Here is a 26,930-nt window from a genome sequence, read left to right on the forward strand (position 1 = left end):
TCGCCTTAACGGTAACAAAGATTCACAGGAATGACAGCTTATCGGCGCTCATCGCGGGCCCTAGAATTGCGCCACCTCTCCCCGTAACACCCTCTCAGGAATTCGTCAGCGTGCCGCGTCGCATCAGCAGAGAGCTGAAGACTCTCAGTGTTTGGGCCTTTACGCTCGCCATCAGCGGCTGTATCGGAACCGCAGGAATCGGCCCCCAGGGCCAATCCTTGAATGCCAACGAGCTGGCCACGGACGAAGCGATCCAGAACGCCGCCAGCGACGCCCACTGGCCCACCGCCCGATGGTGGCAGGCCTACGGCGATCCGCAACTGAACCGCTGGGTCGAACTTGCCACGCAAAACAGCCCGAGTATGGCCATGGCCGCCGCACGGGTGCGTGAAGCGCGCGCCATGGCCGGGGTGGCGGAGTCTGCCGAGTCCCTGCAGATCGACAGCGACACCACCCTCAAACGCCACAACTGGCCGAAGGATCAGTTCTACGGCCCCGGCGAATTGAGCGGTGCGAACACCTGGGATAACAATGCATCCCTGGGCTTGAGTTACGCACTCGACCTGTGGGGCCGCGAAAGCAACGCCACCGAGCGTGCCGTCGACCTGGCTCATATGAGCGCAGCCCAAGCGCGCCAGGCCCAGCTCGAGCTGCAGAACAACGTGGTGCGCGCCTACATCCAGTTGTCGTTGCATTACGCCGATCGTGACATCGTCGCCGCCACCTTGGCCCAGCAACAGCAGATGCTGGATCTGGCCAACAAACGCCTGGACGCCGGGATCGGCACGCACTTCGACGTCAGCCAGGCCGAGACCCCGCTGCCGGAAACCCACCGTCAGTTGGACGCGCTCGATGAGGAAATCGCCCTGAGCCGCAACCAGCTGGCGGCGTTGGCCGGCAAAGGTCCGGGCGAGGGCGCCCGGTTGAAACGCCCCAGCCTGTCGCTGGCCGCTGCGCTGAAATTACCCTCGAATTTGCCTGCGCAATTGCTCGGCCAGCGTCCGGATGTGGTCGCCAGTCGCTGGCAGGTGGCGGCGCAGGCGCGTGGCATCGACGTCGCCCATGCAGGCTTCTACCCCAACGTCGATCTGGTCGGCAGCCTCGGTTTCATGGCCACCGGTGGCGGCATGCTGGAGTTCCTTGCGGGCAGCAAATTCAATTACAACGTCGGCCCGGCTATTACCCTGCCGATCTTTGACGGTGGGCGTCTGCGTGCGCAACTGGGGCAAGCCAGCGCCGGTTACGACATCGCCGTGGCGCATTACAACCAAACCCTGGTCAATGCGCTCAAGGGCATCAGTGACCAACTGATCCGTCGCGAGTCCTTGGACAAACAGGCGGCGTTTGCCGCGCAATCGGTGGCGTCGGCGCAGAAAACCTACGACATCGCGATCATCGCCTATCAACGCGGCTTCACCGACTACCTCAATGTGCTGAACGCCCAGACCCTGCTGTTTCGCCAGCAACAGATAGAGCAACACGTACAGGCCGCACGCCTGAGTGCTCACGCCGGACTGGTGACTGCCTTGGGCGGTGGCCTCGGTGCCGACGATGATGTACCGCGCAACGACAAGACCCTCCCCGGCAAGCCCCCTGCGGCGCTGGCCGTGTTCGATCACTGAGTAGATGGCCATGATTCCTTTGCCTGCCCCCCTGCGCTGGCTGCACGCCCTTGAGTGGCGCCGTGGTTTTTTCGACTGGGCGCGCAGCGATGGCGTGACCTGGGTGTATATCTTCAAGGTGCTGCTCGCTGCGTTCCTCACGCTGTGGCTAGCGATGCGCCTGGAACTGCCGCAGCCGCGCACCGCGATGATCACGGTATTTATCGTGATGCAACCGCAGAGCGGCCAGGTATTCGCCAAGAGTTTTTACCGCTTTCTCGGCACCCTGGCCGGTTCGGCGGTGATGGTGTTGCTGATCGCCTTGTTTGCGCAGAACACCGAACTGTTCCTCGGCGCCCTGGCCATCTGGGTGGGTATCTGCACCGCCGGTGCCACGCGTAACCGTAACTTTCGCGCCTACGGGTTCGTGCTTGCCGGCTACACGGCAGCGATGGTCGGCTTGCCGGCGCTGGCCCACCCGGACGGCGCCTTTATGGCGGCGGTGTGGCGCGTGCTGGAGATTTCCCTGGGGATTCTCTGCTCGACGCTGGTCAGCGCCGCGATACTGCCGCAGACCTCCAGCGCCGCGATGCGCAATGCGCTGTATCAACGCTTTGGGGTGTTCGCGCTGTTCGTCACCGACGGTCTGCGCGGTCGCAGTCAGCGTGAAGGCTTTGAAAGCACCAACGTGCGCTTTATCGCCGAGGCAGTGGGCTTGGAAGGTTTGCGCAGCGTCACCGTGTTCGAAGACCCGCACATGCGCCGGCGCAACGGCCGGCTCAATCGCCTCAACAGCGAGTTCATGAGCATCACCACGCGCTTCAACGCCTTGCACCAGTTGCTGGCGCGGTTGCGCGCCGACGCAGCCGATCACGTGGTCGCCGCGATCAAGCCCGGCCTGCAGGACCTGGCCGAAGTGCTCGACGGGTTTTCCGGCCAGGCGCTGACCAGCCCCGACGCGGCACGGTTGGTCAACTTGCTCAGTGCCTATAAGGACAGCTTGCCTGCCAAGGTGCGCAGCCTGCGCGCCGGCTTCCAGCAAAGCGCCCCCACTGAAGCCGAACAACTGGATTTTCATACCGCCTACGAGCTGCTGTACCGCTTCGTCGACGACCTGCACAACTATGCGCAAACCCATGCGTCCCTGGCCGATCACCGCCACGCGCGGGAAGACTGGGACCAGGCCTACACGCCGAAAACCAACTGGCTGGCCTGCGCCGCCGCCGGGATACGCGCCTCGTTCATCCTGGTCGTCCTCGGCAGTTATTGGGTAGCCACGGCCTGGCCCAGCGGCGCCACCATGACCTTGATCGCGGCCGCCACCGTCGGCCTGTCCGCCGCCACGCCCAACCCCAAGCGCATGGCCTTCCAGATGGCCTGCGGCACCTTGATCGGTGCGCTGGTGGGCTTCGTCGAAATGTTCTTCGTGTTTCCCTTGATCGATGGCTTCGCGCTGCTGTGCGTGATGCTGGCGCCGGTGATCATTTTCGGCGCCTTTCTCGCCTCACGCCCGCAGTACGCCGGGGTCGGCGTGGGCTTGCTGATCTTCTTCAGCACCGGCTCGGTGCCGGATAACCTGACGCTCTACAACCCTTACAGCTTTATCAACGACTACATCGCCATGATCATCGGCATGCTGGTATGCGCGGCGGCCGGGGCAATCATCCTGCCGCCCAATAGCCGCTGGCTGTGGCGTCGCCTCGAGCAAGACCTGCGCGAGCAAGTGGTGTACGCGATCAGCGGCAAGCTCAAGGGCCTGGCGTCGAGTTTCGAAAGCCGCACCCGTGACCTGCTGCACCAGGCCTATGGCCTCGCCGCCGGCCAGCCGCAGGTGCAACGCGAGCTGCTGCGCTGGATGTTCGTGGTGCTGGAGGTCGGCCACGCGATCATCGAATTGCGCAAGGAACAGGCGATCCTGCCGGTGCACCCGGCGTACGCCGAATCCCAGCCCTGGCGCCAGGCAATCCGCGTGATGGGGCGCTCGCTGGTGCGGCTGTTCCTGCAGCCCAGCGCCAGCAACCTGGAGCGCGGGCTGATCGCCGTCGACCATGCGATCAGCCGCGTGCAGGCCACCGACGAACCCTTCGCGCCGCACTTCGACACCTCGGCCCTGCGCCGTGTGAAAAGCTACCTGCACTTTATCCGCACCTCGTTGTTGGACCCGCAATCGCCGCTGGCGGCCCTTAAAGGACATTCGAATGCCCCGTGAAATAGCCTTCCACGGCCTCTACATGCCGAGCATGACCCTGATGTTCCTGATCGCGGCTGTGCTGGCCTGGGCCCTGGACCGTTTCCTGGCCGGGTTCGACCTGTACCGGTTTTTCTGGCACCCGGCGTTGCTGCGCCTGAGCCTGTTCGTTTGCCTGTTCGGCGCCCTGGCGCTGAGCGTCTACCGTTGAGAATGCCCCGATGAAAAAGTTTTTCAGCCTGCTCGCGACACTGCTGGTGCTGGCGTTGGCGATCTGGATTGGCCGCACGTTGTGGGTGCACTACATGGAAACGCCGTGGACCCGCGACGGCCGTGTACGCGCCGATATCATCAACGTCGCTGCCGACGTCACTGGCGAAGTGGTGGACGTGCCGGTGCGTGATAACCAGTTGGTGAAGAAGGGCGACCTGTTGATGCAGATCGACCCCGAGCACTACCGCATCGCGGTCAAGCAGGCGCAGTCGCTGGTGGCGTCGCGCAAAGCCACCTGGGAAATGCGCAAGCTCAACGCCCATCGCCGCGCCGACCTTGACGCCCTGGTGATCTCCCGGGAAAACCGCGACGACGCCAGCAACATTGCCGACTCGGCCCTGGCTGATTACCAGCACGCGCTGGCGCAACTGGAAGCGGCTGAACTCAATTTGAAACGCACCCACGTCGTGGCGGCGGTAGACGGCTATGTCACCAACCTCAACGTGCATCGCGGCGACTATGCGCGCATCGGCGAGGCGAAGATGGCTGTGGTGGATATGAATTCGTTCTGGGTTTACGGCTTTTTCGAAGAGACCAAGCTGCCCCACGTCAAAATCGGCGACAAGGCCGACATGCAACTGATGAGTGGCGAGACCCTCAAAGGCCACGTGGAAAGCATCTCGCGCGGCATCTACGACCGCGACAACCCCGAGAGCCGCGAGCTGATTGCCGATGTGAACCCTACGTTCAACTGGGTGAGGCTCGCCCAGCGCGTGCCGGTACGGATTCACATTGATGAAGTGCCGGAAGGCGTGCTGCTGGCGGCGGGGATTACCTGCACCGTGATCGTCAATCCAGCACAGAACTAAAATGTGGGAGGGGGCTTGCCCCCGATAGCGCAGTGTCAGTCACTGAATCCATGACTGAATCACCGCTATCGGGAGCAAGCCCCCTCCCACATTCTTCAATCGAGTCAGGCCTTGATAAAAGTTTCATGCAAATGGCGCCACAACAGCGCACCACTGGCCTGCTTCTCGAACACCACCGTCGCCCGTCGATCCGTCTGCGTACCGCTGTCATCAACCTGATGCTCGCGATAAGTCACCGTGGCACCGCGTGCATGCCGGTCGATGCCGGTCATTTCGCTCAAGGTGATTTTCAAACCTGGGCGCATGCCACCCAGCCGAGTGAACAGGGCATTCACCCCGGCTGTGTTGACCCGCGTACCCGTGGCGGGCGCGACCATGCTGAATTCGGGCGAGAAGCGCGCGAGCAGGCTCTGCAGGGTGCCTTCGGGCGCGACGCCGGCAAACCATTGCTCGATTTCGACGTGGGTCTGGATCACTTCTTCGAAAAAGTCGCTGTAGTCGATCATGGTGTACTCACTTTCAGGCGCTTAAATGGCGAATTACATTCACCAGAACGGGGGCGAAGGGTTTCAGGCGGTTGTTGGCGTCGGGTTGTTGCAGCTCCTCCCTTAGTATCATCAACAAGTCGAAATCGGCGACTTCAAGGTCATCGCCGTCCATACCGCTGTCATAGAGCAGTGCATCCAGGATGGACTTTCTGGCGCCGAACAGGGCGCGATTGTTTTCACGACTGTTTCCAAGGTTCAGTACTTGAATAGAGGTTACTGCTCTGGGAGTCAGGCCTTCCACACGACCGGACAGATAAAATTTCAGCTCGGTTTCGCACTCATTCATCAAGGAGGTAAGCGGCAAAACCTGGTGGGCGTGCGCTTTGCCGCACTGCTTACTACGGTTGCAACTGGCAACGATATTAGAGAAGTCCAACGAACGGTGTGGCGCTGTTTGCCTGGCCTCAACATGTTCGTTGTGGGCGCTGCCTGATGTGATTCCGTGGCAGCAATACGCACATAGGCCATGTTGTTCTTCGATACAGGCTTCTCGGATACAGGTTCTTTCCTGGGGGCTTAAATCTGTATAGCCGCCATTCGGGTGCGTACGCTTCCATTGTGTCAGGGCGGCTGGCTCATCTCCTTTGGTGATCTTACGCACTGCGCAACTCCAATTTGCGAATCAGAAGGGCGGCTTTGGTCAGTTCGATATGACCGGCGGGCAAGTCGGTGGACAGTTCTTCGAAGAGGGTTTTTGCCTCTTTTAATTTTTTGTCTTGCAGCAGCTCTAGCAGGCGATCAAGCCGGGCTTGAACCTTGCTGTTGCGAACGTCGGTGTCCATGACACTGAGCAGTACCTGATTGGCATCGAGGCCGTAGAGGCCATTGCGCTCTTCCAATTCGCCGTCATCGAGGACATAGCATAGGACGTCTTTGCTATCGCTGATTACCAGTGGCGAGTGGGTAGTCAGGATGAACTGGCAGTTGGGGAAGGTTTCTGTGAATTGGTGGATCAGGCGGCGTTGCCACTTAGGGTGTAAATGGAGATCTACTTCGTCGATGAGCACGACGCCGTAGCCCTGTAGTGGGTTTTCCAGGGAAGGATTCATCATGGCAAGACGACGGGCTATGTCGCCAACCAAGGCCATCATGGACTTTTCGCCTTGTGACAATTGGGAGACATCCAACGTGTGGCCGGATTTATCGATAGCCATATGCAAATGTGGTCGACGTTGGACACGCAGGTTAGTGAACCCAGGCATGAACGCTCCTACAGCGGAACGGACGGCTGTTAACTGTCGATCACGAGATGAGGCGTGTGCTTTTTCCAGGTATTTCCATAACTGACTGTCCGGCGTGCCAATGATTTTTTGCACTTCTGCTAATGCACTGGCTGAAATACCGGTTTCGTTTTCACTGTCCTCTCGCTCCCGGAACCATTCGAAGAAGCGGCGAAAGTCTACACCTCGGTTTAAGGAGTTATCGTAGCCGTCCAACTGGCTAAAGCTGTGCCGGGTTTTAATCTTCAGGGGAACTTCAAGTACTGAACGTTCGACTGGATAGTAGGCAATGAGGGGAACAGACGTGTTTTCGTCACGCGTTAAATTGTCCCTATAAACACTAGCCAGAGCTGATGCGTCGCCGAGTTCGCTGGTGACCTTTGCCTTCCGACCCCGCCTGGACTTTGCCAAAGACCAATGGAAGTCAACATACAGTTCTTCGGCCTCGATAGAGATTGACGCAACGTTTGAACCGTTGCGTAAGGCGCTTTCTTCAATAGGGCTGCCGCTGCCGCTGTCGGATCGAGTTCTTGCAACCAACCAGCTTAGAGAGGTGGCCAGCGATCTTAGAATCGTCGTCTTCCCCGCCCCATTATTCCCCACAAACACCGTCACCTTCGACGCATGCTTTTCGGTCGGCGCAAAGGCGACTTCCAAGTCGGTAAAACGACCGACGTTATTCAGTCGAATTTTTCTGATTTCCATCGCATTACCCTTGTGGGGCCAGTCAGTGTCTATAGGCAGGCGGCGATTATGGCACTCATCCCAGGTTTTGGCAGGTGCGCTTCATAGATGCTTACAACACGCCACCCAACCCAAAGCGCTTCTTCAACATCGTCTCCAGCAACCCTTTGGGCAACAGCGTCGCCATCAAAGGCAACGCTCGACTGCCATTGCCCGAGCGCAACAGGCGCGGTGGCTGGGTTTGTTGTACGGCCTTGAGCACATCCGCCGCAAACTTGCTGGCCGAAGTCGGCTTGTCCTGCGAGGCCTGGGAGCGCGCACGAATGCCCTCGCGCAACGGCCACCACGGCGACTGTTCATTGATCAACAGCTCGGCCTGGGCTCCGGCATTCTTTGCAAAGTGTGTATCAATCGCACCGGGTTGAACCTCCATGACGCGCACGCCAAAAGGCGCCAGTTCCATGCGCAGGGCGTCGCTCAATGCATGTACGGCGGCTTTCGACGCGCAGTAGGCCCCGGCGAAGGGTGTGACCAGTACGCCGGAGACGCTGCCGATATTGATGACCAGGCCTCTGCCGCGCCGCAGGGCGGGAAACAGCGCCTGCGTCACGCCGACGATGGAAAACACGTTGGTCTCGAACTGGCGTTGCATCGCCTCGGTGCCGCCATCGAGCAGCGGGCCCATGGCGCCGTAGCCGGCGTTGTTGATCAGTACATCCAGTTCGCCCCACAGCTCGGTCAGGTGCTGCAAGGCGGCGCTGTCGTTGACGTCCAGCTTTACCGCATTGAAGCCGGCGGCGCTAAGGGCGGCGACGTCTTCGTCGCGACGGGCGCTGGCCCACACCTCGAAGCCGGCGGACTTGAACGCATCAGCCAGGGCGCGGCCGATGCCGCTGGAGCAACCGGTGATCAGTACGTTGGGCATGGGGCAATCCTTCTAGTCCGAGAAACTGCCTTGCAGGTGCTCGGCACGAAATTCCAGGGTTTGTGGGCGGTAGCCGGGGCGTAACGGCGGGACGGGTAGGCAGTCGTCCCAAGTCGCACCGGCCTGCAGTTCGCCGGGGCCGCGATAGCGCGGGGCCGCGTACACGTTGTCGGCCAGGTTCACGGTGTCGCCCGGCGCATAGGCGGCGATACGCCAGCGCAGTTCGGTCAGCGGTACATCGTTGCCGTTGTTCAGCGTCAGCTTCAATGGGCGGTCGGCAGGGCATTCCTGCGCAGCGTAGCTGACGCGCAGTTCCAGGCTGGCCAGTTGCGCGGCTTCGCGGTTGTCGAGCCAGACCACCCAGACTGCCACCAAACCCAGGCCGACGGCAGCGGCCAGCGACACCGGCAGGGCCTTGGCCGGATAGCGCAGCAGCAGGACCAGCCAGGTGATGATCAGCAACACACCAAAGAACATACACACAACCTCGCACAGGGATAAAACATCCTACTCGTGGGGCGGGCCGATTGCCTATGGTGCAGCGCTGCTTTCCCTCGTGCGCAGGTATCTATTCCCTCTGATGCAGGAACTGCATCGCTCTCTTTTGCCACGAAGTCTTTACAAGGAATGACCTTGAAAGCCAGGAAGGTGCCCAACCGTAGATTCATGAATTCAGGTGCTTTATATGACCGTCTCAAATATCGCCACACCCGTGTTGACCTCCCTCAGCGCACCTATGGCGCCGGTACCGCCCGCTGTGTCGGCAGCAATCAGTCAAGCGCCCAATCCAGAGGTCGGCTCAACATCATTGCCGCGTATGCAGAACCTGGGGCTGACAAGCTTGCGGCAGACTGTCATGCAAGGTATCAGCGACCAACTCAGTTCATACGTTTCCCCTAGGCTTTCGATGAACTCGGATAAAACCAAAGGGGCTGCCTTGACGCTAGCTGGGGGGATGGCAAAAGTGGTTGGACAGAGCATGACGAAATCAGGTGGTGCAAGCTCCAAAGCGGTGGGTACGGCCTTGATATGGGGAGGCAAAACGGCTGAAAAAATTGGCAAGGGCACTTATAAAGAGGCTGGCAAGGATCACGGGACGGGTGATTACAATGCCTTTGCCCCGCGGAACTGGGCCAAGTAACCCATGGTGGCCTGCTATTGAGCTGCGGGCCCGCTGCCTGGGTCGGCATCTTGATGCCCTGCACGGCCAACAGTTTGGGTTTGCAAGGTGCGACGCCGTGCACTAAAAAGCCCCCGCCTGACCGGCTGCGGATAGGGGACGCAGCCGGCTGGGCGGGGGGCTTTCTGTACGACTCCTTTATTGCGCGATAGTTTTCACGGAAACACCACGTTCGATCGGCGTCGAGCGGCCGTAGATATCTTCGAAGCGCTCGATATCGTCTTCGCCCAGGTAGCTGCCCGATTGCACTTCGATGATCTCCAACGGGATCTTGCCCGGGTTGCGCAGGCGGTGCACCGAGGCAATCGGGATGTAAGTGGACTGGTTCTCGCACAGCAGGAAAACGTTGTCGTCACAGGTGACTTCAGCGGTGCCGCTGACCACGATCCAGTGTTCGGCGCGGTGGTGGTGCATCTGCAGTGACAGGCAGGCGCCCGGCTTGACCGAGATGTGCTTGACCTGGAACCGCCCGCCCATGTCCACCGAATCGTAGGAGCCCCACGGACGATACACTTCGCAGTGGTTCTGGGTTTCGCTGCGCCCCTGCTCATTGAGGGTGGCGACCATCTGCTTGACGCCCTGGACCTTGTCCTTGTGGGCAATCATCATCGCGTCCTTGGTTTCCACCACCACGATATTGTCCAGGCCGATCACCGAGACCAGCTTGCCGTTGCCATGCACCATGCAGTTGCGGCTGTCCTGGATGACCACGTCACCCTTGCTCACGTTGCCGTTGGCGTCTTTTTCGTTGACCGCCCACAGCGAGGCCCAGCAACCGACGTCGCTCCAGCCGGCGCTCAGTGGCACCACACAGGCGCGCTGGGTTTTTTCCATCACGGCGTAGTCGATGGAGTTGTCCGGGCAGCAGGCGAAGGTGGCTTCGTCGAAGGTCACGGTGTCGGCGGTCTGCTCGCTGCGCTCCAGGGTCAGGACGCAGGTGTCGTAGATGTCCGGATCGTGCTTTTTCAGCTCTTCCAGGAAACGGCTGGCGCGGAACAGGAACATGCCGCTGTTCCAGAAGTAGCCACCGCTTTTGACGAACTCGACCGCGCGTTTTTCATCGGGTTTTTCCACGAACTGCTGTACGCGGCTCACGCCTTCGGGCAGCAGCGAATCGTTGGTGGACTTGATGTAGCCGTAGCCGGTTTCCGGGCGCGTGGCCGGTACACCGAACAGCACCATTTCGCCGCGCTCGGCCGCCACGGTGGCCAGAGCCAGGGCGCGTTGCAGGGCTTTCTGGTCGTCGATGACGTGGTCGGCGGGCAGCACCAGCATCAACTCGTCACGGCCTTCATTGACCAGCATCATCGCGGTCAGGGCCACGGCCGGCGCGGTGTTGCGGCCGAACGGTTCCATCAGGATGCGTTGGCATTCAAGTTTGCGCGCGCTCAACTGCTCGTTGACGATGAAGCGGTGATCCTTGTTGCAGACCACGATCGGTGAGTCCATGCCTTCGAACACCAAGCGCTCCAGGGTTTGCTGGAACAGCGTGTGCTCGCCGGTCAGGGCCAGGAATTGTTTTGGGAACTGTTTACGGGAAAGCGGCCAAAGACGTGAGCCGCTACCACCGGAAAGGATTACTGGGATCATGTGTTTCTCCTTGAATCAATTTGGGTCAGAGCTACGAAGGTTTGTCGTTTCACTCTTGTTTTTGTCTCGATCCGAACCGGCGCCTCGATCCCCTGTAGGAGCGAGCTTGCTCGCGAAAAACCTGAGAGCACCGTGATAAACCAAAGGCGCTGCGTCATCGTTGACGTTCTTCGCGGGCAAGCCCGCTCCTACAGTAGATTGCGTTCAGTCCGGGAAATAGTTAGCGGGTCGACACCGGGCGTTTCACCCAGACCGGCGACAGGCTCGAACCCGAACCGGTGACGTACAGCACCGCTGCTTCACCGCGCTCCAGGGCAACCGGCTTCACATCGCCGACTTTCTTGTCTCCGTCATACAGCGCCAGGCTCACCTTCACCGGGTTGATTTCACGTTCGCCACGGCCTTTGGCGGCTACCGCCTTGACCACGTCGGTCTTGCCATCGGCGGTTTTCAGGGTCAGGGCCTTGTCGCTGAGGTTCTGCACGCGAACCAGGGATTTCTGCTTGTTCTTGAACGGCGGCTCTTCGATCAGTTGCGGCTGGCCGCTGCTGTTGTTGACCAGGGTGTAGTAGTGATCGGCGGCGAGCTTGACCGGCACGGTCTGGCTGCCGACCTTGGCGCTGTAGTCACCACCGGGCATGAAGCTGAAGTCGCTGCTGGCCAACGGTGCGACGTCGCTGAGGTTGGTGCTGCCAACGGTGGCGCTGACTTCCTGGTTGCTGGCGTTGTAGATGCGCACGAAGCTCGAACCTTTTGGCGCGGTAGGGCCGTAGAGCGCGGCGTCACCACCGGCGAAGGCGGACATCGATACGAAGCTCAGGCCGGCAGCGATAGCCAGGGTCTTGGCGAGACGACGAGGAGTTGTAGTGAAAGTCATGTGAGTTACCTCTCTTTCAGTTTTGCGCCCGGTCGGGCGTCTCGGATTTCTGATTTTTAAAAGCGGGGATGTTCTGTGCCATGTTTTGTTGGCGCGAACCGGCTTCTTTAAGCTGCGCAACCCAGGCCGGGTCGGCATCACCGATTTCGTTATTGACGGGCAGATAGCGTTCAGGGAACTCCCAGATCAGCACCTGCGGCGGGCTGTTCTTGAAGTCATCACTTTTCAGGTAGCTGAGCATCGGCAGGATCGGGCCGTGGCCGTCTTCGGCGTAGCTGACCACGTCGCTGCCCAGGGCTTGCTTGAGGGCGCCGACGAAGTTCCAGTTGGGGTTGGCGCTGTAGCTGGTGCCGACCAGTGCCACCGGGGTTTGGCTGTCGCTGAACAGCGCGTCGTCGCCCTGGGTTTCGGCCAGGTGTGTCACGCGTTTTTCCAGCGGCTCTTTAGGCGGCATCAGGTTTTCGAACAGCGGGTCCAGCGGCAGGAACAGACGCAGGTCGCCTTTATGCGGCTCGGTCTTTTCCGCTTCGGTAACAAAGCGCTGCGGCTCACCGCTCAGCGGAGTCTTGTCGGCAATCGCCTTGGCCAATTGCTTGGCGGCGATTTCGGCACCGTCGGGGGTCCAGTGGGTGTCGGTGCGCAGGAACACTTGCTTGCCGCCCAGCTTGGCCTGTTGCAGCGGGCCGAGCAGGTCCGGGGCGATGATCTTGTCCGCCGCGACACGGGCATGGAAGTCCTGGTACAGGTTGGCGTGAATGCTCGCCGGTTTCACTTCACCCAGATGCTCCGGATACAGGCGCACCTTGGCCGGCACGATCGCCATCACCAGTTGGATGCCCTGGGCCTTGAGCTTCTGGCGCACGCCTTCGACCAGCGCGTAATTGTCTTGCAGGTTCTGGTCTTCGTTGACGGCGGGGTTGAACTCCTCGTCGCTGTACAACCAGTGATCGCGGCCCAGCACCACGCCAGGGCGGCCTTCATTGAACAGCTTGTAGTCCAGCGCCGCCCAGAGGTTGGTGCCCAGGCGCTTGATCGGGAACTCGTCGTCGTAATGGGTCTCGACGGCTTTGGTCCAGCGACCGTTGAGCACGGTGGCATCGGCATTGGTGCTGAAGCCGAAGAAACTGCGCAGCGACCAGGCGCCCAGGGCCAACAGCACCACCAGGAACAGGCCGATATAGAGGACGCGTAATGAACGGGTCATGGTCGGCTCCCTCAGAATTGGAAGTAAAGGAACGGCGAGAAACTCTGCGCCGACAGTTTCAGGATCGACGCCAAGAACAGCAGCAGCACGGCGGCGCGCATGGCGTAGCGTGGCCAGTCAGCGGTCCAGTAGGCCGGTTGCACGGCGGCGTCACGGCCCACCGTGAAGCCCGGCTCGTGGATGCTGCCGGGGTTGTCGCCCGGTACGGCTTTGATCAGGCTCGGATCGCTCGGCTTGGTCTTGTCGGCAGGGCGATTGCGGTAGAAATCGCGCAGGCCGAAGAACGCCAGCGTTGCGTAGGCCACCACCAGGGTCGCCACTTGCAGGCCGGTGAGGCTGGCGCGGTTGAGTTCCGACAGCGACCATTCGCCAAAGCTGAACATCGCACCGTACATGCGCCCGGCGACGTGCAGGTTTTCCGCGCGGAAGATCACCCAGCCCATCACCACCAGCAGGAAGGTGAAGGCCCAGCGCAGCACATTGAAGCTGCGCGGCGCGGTGTTGAGGCCGATGGCTTTTTCAATCGCCAGCCACATGCCGTGCCAGGCACCCCACACGATGTAGGTGATGTTGGCGCCGTGCCACAGGCCACCGAGCAGCATGGTCAGGAACAGGTTGCGATAGGTGGTCAGCGTACCTTTGCGGTTGCCGCCCAGGGTGATGTACAGGTAATCGCGCAACCAGGTCGACAGGCTGATGTGCCAGCGCCGCCAGAACTCGGTGATCGACTGGCTGATGTACGGCTGCTTGAAGTTTTCCATGAAGCGGAAACCCATCATCAAGCCCAGGCCGATGGCCATGTCGCTGTAGCCGGAGAAGTCAAAATACAACTGTGCGGTGTAGGCCAGCGCACCGAGCCAGGCATCGCCCGTGGTCGGGTTTTGCAGGGCGAAGCAGTGGTCCGCGACTACCGCCAGGGTGTCGGCGATAAACACCTTCTTGATGAAACCCTGCATGAACCGCGTGCAGCCCTCGGAGAACTTGTCGAGGGTGTGGGTGCGGTTGTTGAACTGGTCGGCCAGGTCACGAAAACGCAACACGGGGCCTGCGATCAGGTGCGGGAAGATCGCCACGAACGCCGCGAAGTCGATCAGGTTGCGCGTCGCCGGTGTATCGCCACGGTACACGTCGATGATGTAGCTGATGGACTCGAAAATGTAGAACGAGATACCAATCGGCAACAGCACGTGGGTGAGGATGAACGGCTCCAGGCCCATCGACTTCATCATCACGTTGATGCTGTCGACGCCGAAGTTGGCGTACTTGAAGTAGCCGAGGATGCACAGGTCGACCGCCACGCCGAGCAACAGCCAGCGTTGGGCCGGCTTGGTGCGCACACCGGCGGCACCGACCTTGAGGCCGATCCAGTAATTCCACAGGGTCACTGCGGCGAACAAAGCCAGGAAGTCCACTCGCCACCAGGCGTAGAACACATAGCTGGCAATCAGCAGCAGCAGGTTGCGATAGCGTTGCCCGCTCAAATAGTACAAGCCGAGAAAGATCGGCAAGAACAGAAACAGGAACACATTGGACGAGAAAACCATCCCGATCTCTCCATGTTTAACCAACAGTCAAGGGCCAGAGCCCCCCCAAACCCCCCCACGATTTCGGGGGAGGCTTTGATCGTTCCCACGCTCTGCGTGGGAATGCCTCTTGTGACGCTCTGCGTCACGCTTTGGGACGCAGAGCGTCCCGTGCTGCATTCCCACGCATTGCGTGGGAACGATCAGCGACTAGCTGCCTTTGTTGCCTTTTTCGTGCGTCGGGTCGTAGACCTTGGTCAGGTCACCACCCAGGCGGAACGTCTTGAATGGCTGCATGCCATGCTTGCGTTCGAGCACATCCGGGGCGCAGGTGTAGAGGGTGCAGAACGGCTCAAGCCAGGCGAATTTCATCGCCTGCTTCAAATCCTTCATGTCCTGCTCCTTGCCGTTCTTCTGTTCGAAGATGTCCGGGTCTTTCACCCCGGCCAGTACCTTGTCGCCCAGGCGCTTGAGCGCACTGTTGTTTTCCTGGCGCAGGTCCACACCGTTGACCAGGGCAAAGCTTGCGATCATCGACAGTGGCGGCAGGGCGTAGTTGTGATACGACAAAGCCCGTTGCTGACGCTTCAATTCGTTGGGCAGGAAGCCCTGGTCGTCGACCTGGTTCACCCCGATCTTGTATTCCTTGACAGCCCAATCGAACAGGTCGCGACGGTTAGTGGCGATGGACGTTGCCATCACCGACCAGGCGGCCCAGTACGAGTGGTTGTTGGTTTTTTCCAGCGGCAGGTTGTCCCAGTCGCTCACCACTTGATCGGCCAGCTTGTTGAACCAGGCCTCGATCAGTTGCGATTCCTGCTGATGGTTGGCCAGCGGGTGCGAGTCGGAGAATTTCAAGCGCACATAGGCCGAGGCCATGCTGCCCAGCGCCCATTTGCGCATGGACTTGCCGGTGTGGTTGAAGTCCTTGGACATCAAGGCGTCGGCCTTGGCCCACGACACCAGCCAGTTCAGCGTGCATTCAAGTTGCTGCGGACGACCGTCGCGCATGAACTGCATCACGCGCTTGCTGGTGTCTTTTTCCAGCTTGGTGATGTCGGCGGTGCTGTCGCGAAAGGCCTGTTCCGATTGCACGTTCAGGGTCGAACGCGCCTTGTCGGAGCCTTCGTACTTGCTGCGAAATTGCAGAGGCCCGGTGTAGGGCGTCGGCATGGCGTCGCAGTTTTCCTTGAAGTCGCCGGTCTTGAACGCTTCGATCGGTGCGAAATAGCCCTGAGGCGGCCGCAGGGGTGCGGCGGCGTTGACGGAGCCGGCAAACATCGCCAGGCCTAGCAGGGTGGGCAGCAATAACTTTTGCATAAGTAACCTCACTTCCCGAGCTGGGCGGTCTGCTGACCACCGCTTGGGAATACGTTGCGTGTGCAAATTTTCGCTTCGACCTTCTGCGCCGCAGCACCCTTTTCCGGGCCCTGCACTTCCACGGCCAGCAAGTTCTGCGAGGCCCAGTCTTCATCGGTGCGCAATTCAAAGGCGAAACGCCCGTCTGTATCGGATGTCTCGGGTTTTTCGATCTTGATGTCCTCGTGGCGCCCGTTCATGTACCAGAGGGTGGCTTGCAAGGTTTTCACCGAAGGATCGGCGAAGCGGATATCGACCTGATGGTTGGCGTTGCGCAGGTCTTTGTTCGCGCTGTTGACCATCAGTTCGTTTTTGCCTGGTTTGAGCGTGGTGCTGGCTGACATCTGTGCGGTCTTGCCCTCACAGCCGTTGTCGAGCAGCGCCATCATCTGGCGGTAGATGGTTTCCTGATCGAGACGGTACAGCGGCGAGAATTCCCAGATCAGGATCTTTGGCGGGTTTTTCTGGAACTCTTCGCTGCCCAGGTACTGGATCATCGAGCCTTCCAGGCCACCGCCGGGGAAGGCGACGTTGAGGATGTCGGCACCGATTTCCTCCTGCAGGAAGCCGGCGAAGTTGTAGTTCTTGCCGCTGTGGCTGGTGCCCACCAGGGTGATCTGCGGGTTGCCCGAATCGCTGAACAGGTCGCCGTCACCGGCTTCGCCCTTGGGCTCGGTGGTGAATTGGTCCATGTACTGGATTGCATAGCTGGTGCCGCACAGCTGCCCGGCCATGTTGTGCAGGGTGCCGGTCTTGCCCATGCGGCCCGAGCGCTTGGTCTCGAATTCGCGCTTGGGAATTTCCGCGTATTCCGGCATCTGTTTGACCTTGGCCGCCACGATTTTCGCGGTGCGCTGGGCGCCGTAAGGCGTCCAGTGCTGGTCGCCACGGAAGTAAAAGTCGTGGGCCGGCAGTTCATCCGGCAACTGCTCGTTGGTCAACGGCGAGAGGTCCGGCACCACGTAGCCCATCTTGGCGAAACGGCCGAGCATGGTCTTGTAGTTGGTCAGGGCCTTGTCGAAATCGTACTTGGCCTTTTCCTCGGGGTTGAGCTTGTTGCGGTTCACCAGGCCACGGGTCGGCTGGTAGACCACCACCAGTTCCACGCCCTTGGCTTTGAACGCATCGTGCAGTTGCTGCATGCGCTTGTAGCCGGCCGGGGTGGTGTCGAATTCGGTACGCAGGTCTTCCTGGGTCCGGAACAGCCAGTCGCCCTGGGCTTGCACCAGGGTGGTGAAGTTCTGCTGGTAGCGCGTGGTGTAGTTCTTCGCGTCATGGGCGGCCGGGCACAGGCTGCAGCACGGCTCGGCGGTGAACGTCGGCGCTTTCACCTCGTCGGCGCGCACGCCCTGGCTGGCCGCGAGCAGGCCGAGGGTCAGACCCGAGAGGCTCAGCAATTTGATCATGTGTGGGTGCATAAGGGTCATCCTCAGTCCTGCATTTCGGTCTGGCGTTCGACAGGGTCGATCAGCACGGCTTTCTGCTGGCGTACCAGCAGGTCGAGAATCTCTTCCTGGCGCTCGCCAAGAACGCCGGAGAAGCTGATGCCGCTGGATTTGGTCGGCGCCAGCATCGACACGCGGTACAACTCGATACTCAGCGGCGAGTCGATGGACAACGGCCCGCTGCCGTTGCCCGCCAGTTCACCGCCGACCACGATCAGCGAGACCTTGGCGTCGAACGGGTCGAGGGCGATGTCGCGGTCGGTGTCGGTCAGATCCTTGATGTGGCCGTACACACCGGTCAGGCCGTTGGCCATGGCGGTGTTTTCGTACAGCTTGATGTTCACGCTGTTACGTATGCGGATGCCGTGGCGACGGTTGCTGATCACCTTGTTGCCCCACAACAGGTTGTCACCGCTCTCATAGAGGGTGATGCCGTCGGTGTGGTTGCGGTAGATCTCGTTGTCGGCGATCAGGTTGTTCACGCTGTTACGGTCGATCACCAGGCCCGAGAGCTTGTTGTCATAGCTGCGGTTGTTGAAGATGAAGCTGTCGTTCACTTCCCGGGAAATGATGATGCCGTGCTTCTTCTTGGTGCCGTACACGGTGTTGTCGGCGATGATCAGGCCGTGGGACCGGTCGTGCGGGTCAATGCCGTAGACGATGTTGTCTTTGTAGGTGTTGCTCTTGACCACGAAACCGGTGGTCTCGTAGCAGTAGAAGCCGTACCACATGTCCGAGAACTCGGAATCGATGATCCAGCCGGTCGGCTCAGGGCGTTTGAGCACCTTGGCCATGTTCGGCGTGTACTGGGAAATGCTCACCCCGTACGACTTACTGTTGGCGTAGCCGAAGCTGGTCATTTTGGTCTTGGAAATGTAGGTCTCGGTGCCGCCCCAGGCCAGCAGGAACGGGCGGAATTCCTTGGGCGACTTGAACAGCGCCGGGCCGTTGGTTTTTTCATCCCAGCCGGTGACCTTGGTGTCACGCACGAACAGTTGGCCGTCGTTGATCAGAAACGAACCGGCTTGCTGGGACAGGCGCAACTCCTGGGTCTGCTTGTCGATATCGAGGATGCCTTTACGGCCGACCACGATTGGCAATTTGGCCAGGAACACACCCGGCGACGTCTCGCTGAAGTACTGCTTGGGCACCTTGCCCAGCAAGTCCTTGAGGTTCATGTAGCCATCGTCGACAAAGATCGCCTGGGGAATGCCGTGCTGGCGCACCACCCATTCGGCCATCTTGTTATCGCCGCCGATAAAGTCCTTGAGGGCGTCTTCCTGCATCATGCGGCGGATGCTGACTTTGCCCGCCTTGGTCTTGACGATTTTCTTTTCCATGGCCGCAGCGGTGTAGCCCGACAGATCGGGCAGCGCCGGCTTGGCCATTTCCAGCGGCGCGGTCGGCGGGCTGGAAATGGTGTAGGTCTTGGCCTGTTGCAGTTCCTTGGCGATGGTCGGCGCCTTGGCCGCCGTATCGGCGAACGCTGGGGCACTGGCCACCAGCATTGCCGCGACGAGTAGGCTTTGAGCATTCATTGCGCAGGCTCCCATCAGAATTTCCAGATCACGTCGACAAAGGCGCGGTGCATGTACGAGTCGACCTGGCTGCCATAGGCATCGCCCGGTTTGAACACACCGGCGCGCAGGCGCACCAGCGCCGACGGCTCGTCGATCGACTGGCTGAGCGCGGCTGGCAACAGGCCTTTCTTGAAGTACTTGGTGACGACCAGGTCCATCTCCTGACCCAGGTCTTTCTTGCCGTCTTCAAGGGGCAGGGACGTGCTGGACAGGATCGCGCCGGTCACGTCATCGGTGTTGTTCTGCACCGCATCGATGCCGTTGCTGCCCACCGGCTTGTTGCCGTCGACGCGCCAGAACTTGTGGTACACCAGGCTGGCGTCGTAGTCCTCGCGCAGTTGCCAGGAACCGAACAGGCTCATGGACTGCATGTTGTTCATTTCGCCGCGAAACGCTTCGCCGAAGCGATGCACGCGGGACTGGGTACCGGTCCAGTTCGAACGGTTGCTTTGCAGGCCGTTCTGTTCGTACTCGGCACTGGCGCGCGAATAGGCCGCACCCACTTGCCACTGCGGGTCGAGACGCAGGCGCACGCCGATATCGGTGGCCCAGCCGCTCACGTCATCGCTGCGCTTGGCGTTGGTCGGGCGGGTGCCGTCGGCGTTCAACGCGTTGACGGTGTCGCGGTCGCCACGCATGCCGGTGATGCTCGCCCAGTAGTTGACGGTGTTGGTGTTGCGCCAGTTATAGGCGTCGCTGTTGGCTTCGATGCCGAGCCAGGTCAGGTCGCCGTTTTCGCGCTTGTCCAACGGGTCGCTGGCCACGCCCGGTTCGGCGTAGTCGAGCTTGCCGTCGTCATGGGTGTGGTGGCCGCGCAGGCCGATCCACTGGCCCGGCGTCCACTGGTAGGCGGCGTCGGCGTAGAAGTGCTGGCGGTCCTTGTCCTTGGGCGACAGTTCCTTGAGGTCGGTGCGGTATTCGCTGAAACGCTCGGCGGCGCCGACGTTGGCCTTGAGCAGGGTGGTGTCGAAGGTCCAGTTCAGCGCTTCAATATTGGTGTCGCGCCATTGGCCGTCGTCATTGCGCAGGCGCTGGCGACCGAACTTGAGGAGCTCGCCGGGGTAGGGCGTGAAGCCGCTGTAGCCGACCCAGAACTCGCGCAGGGCCAGGTAGTTCTTCTTGGCCTTGCGGTCGTCGTTGCTCGATTGTTCGGTGGTGTCATCCGCCGACTGCTGCAGGGTGTCGGTCTCGATGATGTCGCTGGAAACCACCGCCTGGCCCATGGCGTAGGCGCTCCACGCGCCGCTTTCGGCGTAGATCCACGGGCGCAGGTCGAGGCCGATACCGTTGACGTCGCCACCTTTCTGGGTACCCAGGTCGCGGTCGTCTTCGGACTGCGCGGTGGCTTTGACTTCCAGGCCGAAGTTCTTGGCTTCGGTCAGCGCGGCCAGGGTCGGGCACGACCACAGCAGGGCGAAGGACAGGCCGATGCCGGCCTTGACGAATGGGTTGAGCTTCATAGGGATTCCTCGCCGTCTTCTTCTTGCAGGGCGTGCAGTTGCAGCGTGCTTTGGGCCAGGGTGCCGCGGGCGGCCAGTTCCTGCTGCACCAGGCGTTGGCCTTCGGCGCGTTGCTCAGGCGTCAGCGGGGCTTCAAGCTGGGTGGCCAGCTCATTGGCCTCTGGCGTGTCCTGGGCCTTGGCCAACTGGCTGAAGACATAGGCGTTCAGCGGGTCGGGCTTGGTGCCCTTGCCTTGGGAAAACAGTTGGGCGATGGCGAAGTCGGCGCTGTTCTGGCCGTTGCGCGCAGCGGTCAGCAGGTGGTCCAGGGCTTTTTGCGGGTAGACCTTGCCCAGGTAGCCACGGCGGTAGATCTGGCCGAGGTAGTAATCGGCGGCCACTTCACGGCCCACGGCTTTTTCGAAATGGGCTTCGGCGGCCTTGGCGTCGGCGGGCACCCATTTGCCTTCGTAGTAGAGCTTGCCCAGCAACAGTTCGGCGCGCGGCTGGTCGGCGGCACGGCCGTTGTCGAGGTACTTCATCATCTGGTCGACGTCGCCCAGTTCGGGGAAGTCGTAGAGCAGTTGCGCCAGGCTGACCCAGGACGCCGGGTAGCCAGGGGCGATTTTTTCTAGCAGGGCCTGGGCGGTTTTCTCGTCCGGCGTGCCGAGGGTGGCATCGCCCAGCACACGGGCGACGCTGTCGACACGTTGGGCGGTGACGGTGCCACGGCTGTAGCCTGCTTCCATCTGCTTGAGCAGTTCGGCCTGTTGTTCCGGCTGGGCTTTTTTCTGATAGACCGTGGCCAGCTCGACGTAGCAGATATCGGTGGTGTTCAGCGCGGCTTTGCAGATGCGCTCCACATCATCCAGATGCTGGTCGTAGGTGCCCTGGGTGCGGTACAGCAGCACCTGGGCCAGGCCGGCCTCTGGATAACCCGCCGCTTGCCATTTGCTGATCTGCTGCTGGGCATTCACGTTGGGGAAGCTGTGCGGGTATTGCAGGTACAGCATCGCCAACGGGATCAGGGTGTTGCCTTCGCCATTGGCAAAGGCTTTTTTCAGCAGGCTTTCGGCTTCGTGGTGCTCGGCTTCGGTGGCGCCGGGCTTGGCCACCAGCAGGCGGCCAAGGCGTGCCTGGGCGCGGGGCGAGGTGTCCGCCGCAGCACGGTAAGTGGCTTCGGCCTGTTTGATTTGCGCCGGGTCACGGGTGCCTACCTGGATGTCGGCCAGGCCCACTTGGGCCTCGCTGTAGCCCAAGTCGGCCAGTTGCTGGTAATTCTGTTGCGCGGTGACGGTGTCGCCGCGTTTCAGTGCTTCGTTGGCCAGGCGTTGGTCAGGCAGGCCGGCACAACCGGCCAGGCTCACCGCAACAGCCAGCAACGCCACCGAACCCATGTGGGACCGGCGTTTGTGGCGAGGGAGCTTGCTCCCGCTGGGGTGCGAAGCGCCCCCAAGAGCCGGCTCCAGCTGCTCTGTCGAGCGGGAGCAAGCTCCCTCGCCACAGCAAGCCCGCTCCCACAGGGATTGTGTTGTTCTTGAAATAGGGTTCACAGGCATGTCCTCGCTTACAGACCGTGAGCCATGGCTTTATCGATCAGCCAGTTCAGCGAAGGGCCACGGTCGCTGGTGACTTCTACCGGGCGGCCGGCGTAGGTGCTGTCCAGCGGGGCGTCAGGCTTGATCTGCACGCGGATGTCCGAAGACAGATCGGCGCTGTTCAAGCTGGTGCTGCTGACGATGGTGCCGGTGCGTACCTGTTCTTCGTCGGCGACCTGGAAGCTCACCGGCGTACCTGGGCGCACATCACCGAACTGGCGATAGGTGAAGCGTGCTTCCACGTTGGCCTGGCTGCCGCGTGGCACCAATTGGAAGATCACATCACCCTTGCTGGCGTACTGGCCGTCGGCGACCAATTGCTGGGCGACCACGCAATCACACGGCGAGGTCAGGGTGCCGGTCATTTGCTTGCCGAACAGCTCTTCGACCTTGGCCGGTTGCAGTTGGTCTTCGTCCAGGTGGCCCTTGAGCACGTCGAGCATGCTGGTGCTGAAGGTGGCCAGTGGCGCGCCTTTGGCCGCTACCGCGTCACCTTTGAGCAGGCTTTGCACGGTGCCGTCGCGCGGCATGGTCACGTTCATGCCCGGCACGCTGACAAGCCCGGCCTGGGCGTGGCTGACGAAATACATGCCGTACAGCGACTTGAAGACAAAACCGAAGGCCGCCAGGCCCACCAGGAAGATCGCCAGGCTGAACGTCACGGCGCGCAGGCGCCCGAACGCGGTCATGCCGCTGCCGCCGTCCTTGACCTTGCGCGCCTTGGTGAAGTTGTCGCGTTGCAGGGTGGCGAGCACGTCGCCCATGGTCACGATGTCGCCCGACAGGTGCGAGGTGATCAGGTGGCGCAGGGTGGAAATGTCCTGGGCATCGAGGTTCTGGAACTGGCAACCGGTGCGGCCGGTCTGGCGGTCGTAGGAGCGGATCTGCAGCTCCACGTCCATCGCCAGGCCGAGGTTATCGATGACGAATTGCAGGCGACCCTTGTGCACCTGGCCGACGGTGAGCGGCTGGGTGGCGGTGAACGCCAGGCCGCCGGCGGACAGGTCGATGACCTTGGCCTCGGTCGGCGTGCGGTCGCTGTTGAAAAAGCGCAGCTTGGCCGGGATTTTTACCCGGGCGTGCTGGCGCTGGGCTTCGGATTCGTGGACAACGTTGGCGTTTACTTGGCTGTTCATGACGGTGTAATTCCTTGGTTAATTCAGGCTTGGCAGGGTCAGACCATCATCAGCAACACGGCAACGAAGATGCTGCCGGCGGAGAAGGTCATGGTCCGAGACGACCAGGTGTTGAACCAACGTTGAAAGCTGGCCAAATCGCGGGTCAGTTTGGTGTCCTGGCGGGTCCAGGACTGTTGATCAAGGCGGAAGAACACGTAGATCTTCACCAACGCGCCCATGATCTGGTTGTAATAGAGAATCAGCGGGTAGGCCGGGCCGATCTTGTGGCCTGAGCACGACAGCAGCAGGGTGAGAATCAGGCGGGTGATGCCGATCCACAGCAGGTACGCGAGGATGAAAGCGCCGCCGTACTTGAAGGTGGCGATGATCGCCACGGTCAGGCCGAGCAGGGAGGTCCACATCGACACGCGCTGGTCGAACAGCACCACGCTGGTGAACAGACCGAGGCGGCGTACACCCAGGCCCAGGGCGCGAGAGTTCTGGCGCAGGTTGTTGCCGTACCAGCGGAACATCAGTTTGCGGCTGGCCTTGATGAAGCTCTTTTCCGGCGGGTGCTCCACGGTATTGATCGCGGCATCGGGCACGTAGAAGGTGTCGTAGCCCAGGCGCATCAGGCTGAACCAACTGGATTTATCGTCGCCGGTCAGAAACTTGAAGCGGCCCAGGCGCCAGTGTTGCAGCGAGTCGCTTTCCACATCGGCGATAAAGCCAGGGTCGGTCACCACGCTGGCGCGGAACACTGACATCCGCCCGGTCATGGTCAGCACGCGCTTGGACAGGGCCATGGAGCACATGTTGATGTGGCGTTGGGCGAAGCGCAGTTTGTGCCACTCGCTCATGATGTAGCCGCCGCGCACTTCGCAGAACTCGTTGGTGGTCAGGCCGCCGACATTGCCGAACAACTGGAACCACGGCACGGTCTTGCGCACCACGCCCTCGGCGAGCACGGTGTCGCCATCGATCACGGCAACCACGGCGCGGTCATCCGGCAGGTGGCGCGAGATGGCGCGAAAACCAAAGGCCAGGCCGTCACGCTTGCCGGTACCGGCGATGCGCACGAAGTCGAGCTTGACGTGATCCGGCGGGTTGAGTTTTTCCCACAGGCTCTTGACCAGCAGCTCATCAGACATTTCCACCAGCGAGCAGACCACGGTGGTGGGGAAGCCACATTCGATGGCTTCGCGAATCACCGAGCTGTAGACCTGCGCGGTGGTCAGCGCGTCGATACGGAAACTGGTGACCATCAGGAACACATGGGATGGGTCGGCGGCCTTGCCCAGCTTGCGCACTTTGCGGCGCAGGTGCGGGTAGACCACGTAGAGGAACAGCATGCCGCGAAAGAAATGCGTTGCACCCATCGAGTAGCGCCAGATACCGACGGCGCCAATCAGGAAAATAAAGTTCTTCGATTGCGAATCGAAGGTGCTCGCCGGCAACGCCAGGGCGAGTCCCATCAGCAGGCTGAGGAACAACAGCCAACCGGCGGCTTGCAGGAATACATGTTTTAACTTGGACATAAGCGTCATCCGCAAGGAGAGGAGGTTTCAGGCTGCAAGCGCTGGGGATAAAGACACTTGCAGCCTGAAACTTGCCGTTGCTGTTACCAGCAAATACCTTCGGTACGGCCGCTTACGCTGGTGGCCTTGGACATGAAGCCCACCAGGTCGACCACTTGCTTGCCGTCCGGGGCGTTGTGCGCCAGGGCACGGAATTTCTCGTCGCGGTTACCCAGGATGATCACGTCGGAGTTGTTGATCACAGCGTCGAAGTCCGAGTTGAGCAGGGACGACACGTGCGGGATCTTGCCTTCGATGTAGTCCTTGTTCGCACCGTGTACGCGGGCGTATTCGACGTTGCTGTCGTAGATGCTCAGGTCGTAACCCTTGCCGATCAGCATTTCCGCCAGTTCCACCAATGGGCTTTCGCGCAGGTCATCGGTACCGGCCTTGAAGCTCAGGCCCAGCAGGGCGACTTTGCGTTTGTCGTGGCTGGAAACGATGTCGAAGGCGTTCTGCACCTGGGACTCGTTACTGCGCATCAGCGAGTTGAGCAGCGGCGCTTCCACGTCCAGGGAACCGGCGCGGTAGGTCAGGGCGCGCACGTCTTTTGGCAGGCACGAGCCGCCGAACGCGAAGCCTGGGCGCATGTAGTACTGGGACAGGTTGAGGGTTTTGTCCTGGCAGACCACGTCCATCACTTCACGGCCATCGACGCCGACGGCCTTGGCGATGTTGCCGATCTCGTTGGCGAAGGTGACTTTGGTGGCGTGCCACACGTTGCAGGTGTACTTGATCATCTCGGCGACAGCGATGTCCTTGCGGATGATCGGCGCGTCGAGTTCTTCGTACAGCGACTGCAGGACATCGCCGGAGGCGGTGTCGAATTCGCCGATAACGGTCATTGGCGGCTGGTCGTAGTCAGCAATGGCGGTGGATTCGCGCAGGAACTCCGGGTTGACCGCAACGCCGAAGTCGACGCCGGCTTTCTTGCCGGAGCAGTCTTCGAGGATCGGGATCACCACGTTGGCCACGGTGCCGGGCAGTACGGTGCTGCGCACCACGATGGTGTGGCGGGTGGTCTTGTCACGCAGGACAAAGCCGATCTCGCGGCATACCGATTCGATGTAGTTGAGTTCCAGGTCGCCGTTTTTCTTGCTCGGCGTGCCGACGCAAATCATCGACAAGTCGGTATCGCGAATGGCTTCGGCGAAGTTGGTAGTGCCACGCAGCCGGCCCGTCTGGATACCCTGGCTCAACAGCTCGCCCAGACCCGGTTCAACGATCGGCGATTTGCCGGCGTTGATCAGGTCGATCTTTTCCTTGGAGATGTCTACGCCGACCACTTCGTGGCCACGGGCAGACAGGCAACCGGCACACACTGCGCCAACGTAACCCAAACCAAATATGCTGATGCGCATCGCAATTACCTCTGTATTTAAATCATGCCATTAGATGGCCGGAGTTCATGTTTGCAAGCGTCACTGATGCCGCGAAAGTTGGGCGAATAGACGCCGACTTACCGCGTGCAGGCATGTTGAATAACGAGTGACTAACTATTGCACTCAAGTTGTGCGCGACCAGGCCTTATTATTGGGGCTTGCCCTGAAATGCAGCCGGGCTCCCTTGGAGGAAGGCTCCGGCGCCGGTGCTGCAAGGTCTTGATGCAGGCAAAATGCCTTTTTTATCAATGCCTTGAGTGAATGCACGGCTCATTCAGGTCAGGCGCTGCCTTGGCCTGTAGGGGATAGCAATACGTACTTATCGCCACCCTTAACTCGATCAGTTGATGTTGTGACCATAGAGTCAAAGTGTTCGATGACAACTTGACTACTTCCGTTGGTCGTTATGTAAGTCATCTCTTACAGCAGCAGAGAATTTCGTTACCGGTGGTATGAGCGGTGCTTCAGGATGAAGTTCCTGGCCGCTCATCCTGTTTCCGGAAATTTTTTGAAATATTAGGAAAGATGGCACTGGTACTATAGTGATAGCACTTGCTATTTAGGCCAGTAGTTGTGGGGAGTTGGCACGTTGAGATAGTTTTGTGCCACTACTGTTTAAAAAAACTGGTGCCACTACGAAAAAAACCGACGAGTGTCGAGTGAAGAAATTGTTAGAGTTGTGTCTGGGTGTTTTTCTGACGCCAAATAAATGACGATTCTCATTTGGAATACAGAACAAAATGTGGGAGGGGGCTTGCTCCCGATAGCGGTGGATCAGTCATTACTTCAGTGACTGACACTCCGCCATCG

Annotated in this window: 22 protein-coding genes; 5 read left to right on the forward strand and 17 right to left on the reverse strand. The window is 60.5% G+C overall.

The window, feature by feature from the left end; genetic code table 11:
* Positions 1–110 precede the first annotated feature (110 nt).
* The 4 genes from C4J85_RS04715 to C4J85_RS04730 are packed head-to-tail and all read left to right on the forward strand — an operon-like array spanning position 111 to position 4,871.
* A complete protein-coding gene (locus C4J85_RS04715) occupies positions 111–1,622 on the forward strand; it encodes an efflux transporter outer membrane subunit (RefSeq protein WP_124409085.1) in 1,512 nt (503 codons plus the stop codon).
* 10 nt (positions 1,623–1,632) lie between these two features.
* Positions 1,633–3,810, forward strand: a complete 2,178-nt coding sequence (locus C4J85_RS04720; RefSeq protein WP_124409086.1) for an FUSC family protein — start codon at positions 1,633–1,635, stop codon at positions 3,808–3,810.
* Positions 3,800–4,000 carry a DUF1656 domain-containing protein gene (locus tag C4J85_RS04725; RefSeq protein WP_124361378.1) on the forward strand — a complete coding sequence of 67 codons (201 nt, stop codon included), beginning with the start codon at positions 3,800–3,802 and terminating at the stop codon, positions 3,998–4,000. The genes C4J85_RS04720 and C4J85_RS04725 overlap by 11 nt, the downstream gene beginning before the upstream one ends.
* Before the next feature lie 10 nt (positions 4,001–4,010).
* Positions 4,011–4,871 (forward strand): HlyD family secretion protein, encoded by an 861-nt coding sequence (locus C4J85_RS04730; RefSeq protein ID WP_124409087.1) that lies wholly within the window; start codon positions 4,011–4,013, stop codon positions 4,869–4,871.
* Positions 4,872–4,975: 104 nt separating this feature from the next.
* On the opposite strand, the gene C4J85_RS04735 is transcribed toward C4J85_RS04730, so the two are convergent.
* From C4J85_RS04735 to C4J85_RS04755, 5 genes are all read right to left on the reverse strand, one after another.
* Complete coding sequence (locus C4J85_RS04735; RefSeq protein ID WP_124365893.1) at positions 4,976–5,377, reverse strand: DUF4440 domain-containing protein; 402 nt, start codon at positions 5,375–5,377, stop codon at positions 4,976–4,978.
* 13 nt (positions 5,378–5,390) lie between these two features.
* A complete protein-coding gene (locus tag C4J85_RS04740) occupies positions 5,391–6,020 on the reverse strand; it encodes a TIGR02646 family protein (RefSeq protein WP_124406318.1) in 630 nt (209 codons plus the stop codon).
* On the reverse strand, positions 6,013–7,344 hold the full coding sequence (locus tag C4J85_RS04745; protein WP_124365895.1) for an AAA family ATPase: 1,332 nt from the start codon (positions 7,342–7,344) through the stop codon (positions 6,013–6,015). Before C4J85_RS04745 ends, C4J85_RS04740 begins: the two co-directional genes overlap by 8 nt.
* 91 nt (positions 7,345–7,435) lie before the next feature.
* On the reverse strand, positions 7,436–8,248 hold the full coding sequence (locus tag C4J85_RS04750) for an SDR family oxidoreductase (protein ID WP_124409088.1): 813 nt from the start codon (positions 8,246–8,248) through the stop codon (positions 7,436–7,438).
* A gap of 12 nt (positions 8,249–8,260) precedes the next feature.
* On the reverse strand, positions 8,261–8,725 hold the full coding sequence (locus tag C4J85_RS04755; protein WP_124409089.1) for a multidrug transporter: 465 nt from the start codon (positions 8,723–8,725) through the stop codon (positions 8,261–8,263).
* 208 nt (positions 8,726–8,933) lie between these two features.
* Here C4J85_RS04755 and C4J85_RS04760 point away from each other — a divergent pair, with 208 nt between their 5' ends.
* Positions 8,934–9,389 (forward strand): hypothetical protein, encoded by a 456-nt coding sequence (locus C4J85_RS04760; RefSeq protein WP_124409090.1) that lies wholly within the window; start codon positions 8,934–8,936, stop codon positions 9,387–9,389.
* A 177-nt stretch (positions 9,390–9,566) separates the two neighbouring features.
* On the opposite strand, the gene C4J85_RS04765 is transcribed toward C4J85_RS04760, so the two are convergent.
* The 12 genes from C4J85_RS04765 to C4J85_RS04830 all read right to left on the reverse strand — a co-directional run bounded on the left by C4J85_RS04765 (position 9,567) and on the right by C4J85_RS04830 (position 26,099).
* Positions 9,567–11,018: a mannose-1-phosphate guanylyltransferase/mannose-6-phosphate isomerase gene (locus C4J85_RS04765; RefSeq protein WP_124365899.1), complete on the reverse strand. Its 1,452-nt coding sequence runs from the start codon at positions 11,016–11,018 to the stop codon at positions 9,567–9,569.
* Positions 11,019–11,238: 220 nt separating this feature from the next.
* Positions 11,239–11,895: an alginate O-acetyltransferase AlgF gene (locus tag C4J85_RS04775; RefSeq protein ID WP_124409091.1), complete on the reverse strand. Its 657-nt coding sequence runs from the start codon at positions 11,893–11,895 to the stop codon at positions 11,239–11,241.
* Positions 11,896–11,911: 16 nt separating this feature from the next.
* On the reverse strand, positions 11,912–13,099 hold the full coding sequence (locus tag C4J85_RS04780) for an alginate O-acetyltransferase (protein WP_124409092.1): 1,188 nt from the start codon (positions 13,097–13,099) through the stop codon (positions 11,912–11,914).
* Between the two features lie 11 nt (positions 13,100–13,110).
* Positions 13,111–14,643 carry an MBOAT family protein gene (locus tag C4J85_RS04785; protein ID WP_124409093.1) on the reverse strand — a complete coding sequence of 511 codons (1,533 nt, stop codon included), beginning with the start codon at positions 14,641–14,643 and terminating at the stop codon, positions 13,111–13,113.
* A 189-nt stretch (positions 14,644–14,832) separates the two neighbouring features.
* Positions 14,833–15,942: a mannuronate-specific alginate lyase gene (locus C4J85_RS04790; protein ID WP_124409094.1), complete on the reverse strand. Its 1,110-nt coding sequence runs from the start codon at positions 15,940–15,942 to the stop codon at positions 14,833–14,835.
* A gap of 8 nt (positions 15,943–15,950) precedes the next feature.
* Positions 15,951–17,399: an alginate O-acetyltransferase gene (locus C4J85_RS04795; RefSeq protein WP_124406324.1), complete on the reverse strand. Its 1,449-nt coding sequence runs from the start codon at positions 17,397–17,399 to the stop codon at positions 15,951–15,953.
* Positions 17,400–17,410: 11 nt separating this feature from the next.
* A complete protein-coding gene (algG, locus tag C4J85_RS04800) occupies positions 17,411–18,979 on the reverse strand; it encodes a mannuronan 5-epimerase AlgG (protein WP_124409095.1) in 1,569 nt (522 codons plus the stop codon).
* Positions 18,979–20,466 (reverse strand): alginate export family protein, encoded by a 1,488-nt coding sequence (locus C4J85_RS04805; protein ID WP_124361390.1) that lies wholly within the window; start codon positions 20,464–20,466, stop codon positions 18,979–18,981. Before C4J85_RS04805 ends, algG begins: the two co-directional genes overlap by 1 nt.
* A complete protein-coding gene (algK, locus tag C4J85_RS04810; RefSeq protein ID WP_124409096.1) occupies positions 20,463–21,842 on the reverse strand; it encodes an alginate biosynthesis TPR repeat lipoprotein AlgK in 1,380 nt (459 codons plus the stop codon). Before algK ends, C4J85_RS04805 begins: the two co-directional genes overlap by 4 nt.
* A 170-nt stretch (positions 21,843–22,012) precedes the next feature.
* Positions 22,013–23,179 carry an alginate biosynthesis protein Alg44 gene (locus tag C4J85_RS04815; protein ID WP_124406327.1) on the reverse strand — a complete coding sequence of 389 codons (1,167 nt, stop codon included), beginning with the start codon at positions 23,177–23,179 and terminating at the stop codon, positions 22,013–22,015.
* 38 nt (positions 23,180–23,217) lie between these two features.
* The gene (gene alg8 / locus C4J85_RS04825; protein ID WP_164484512.1) at positions 23,218–24,699 is read right to left on the reverse strand and encodes a mannuronan synthase; all 1,482 of its coding nucleotides are present in this window, start codon (positions 24,697–24,699) and stop codon (positions 23,218–23,220) included.
* An 83-nt stretch (positions 24,700–24,782) separates the two neighbouring features.
* Positions 24,783–26,099, reverse strand: a complete 1,317-nt coding sequence (locus C4J85_RS04830; protein WP_124365906.1) for a nucleotide sugar dehydrogenase — start codon at positions 26,097–26,099, stop codon at positions 24,783–24,785.
* Positions 26,100–26,930: the final 831 nt, after the last annotated feature.

The organism is Pseudomonas sp. R4-34-07, from assembly GCF_003852375.1.
Taxonomy (GTDB): Bacteria; Pseudomonadota; Gammaproteobacteria; order Pseudomonadales; family Pseudomonadaceae; genus Aquipseudomonas.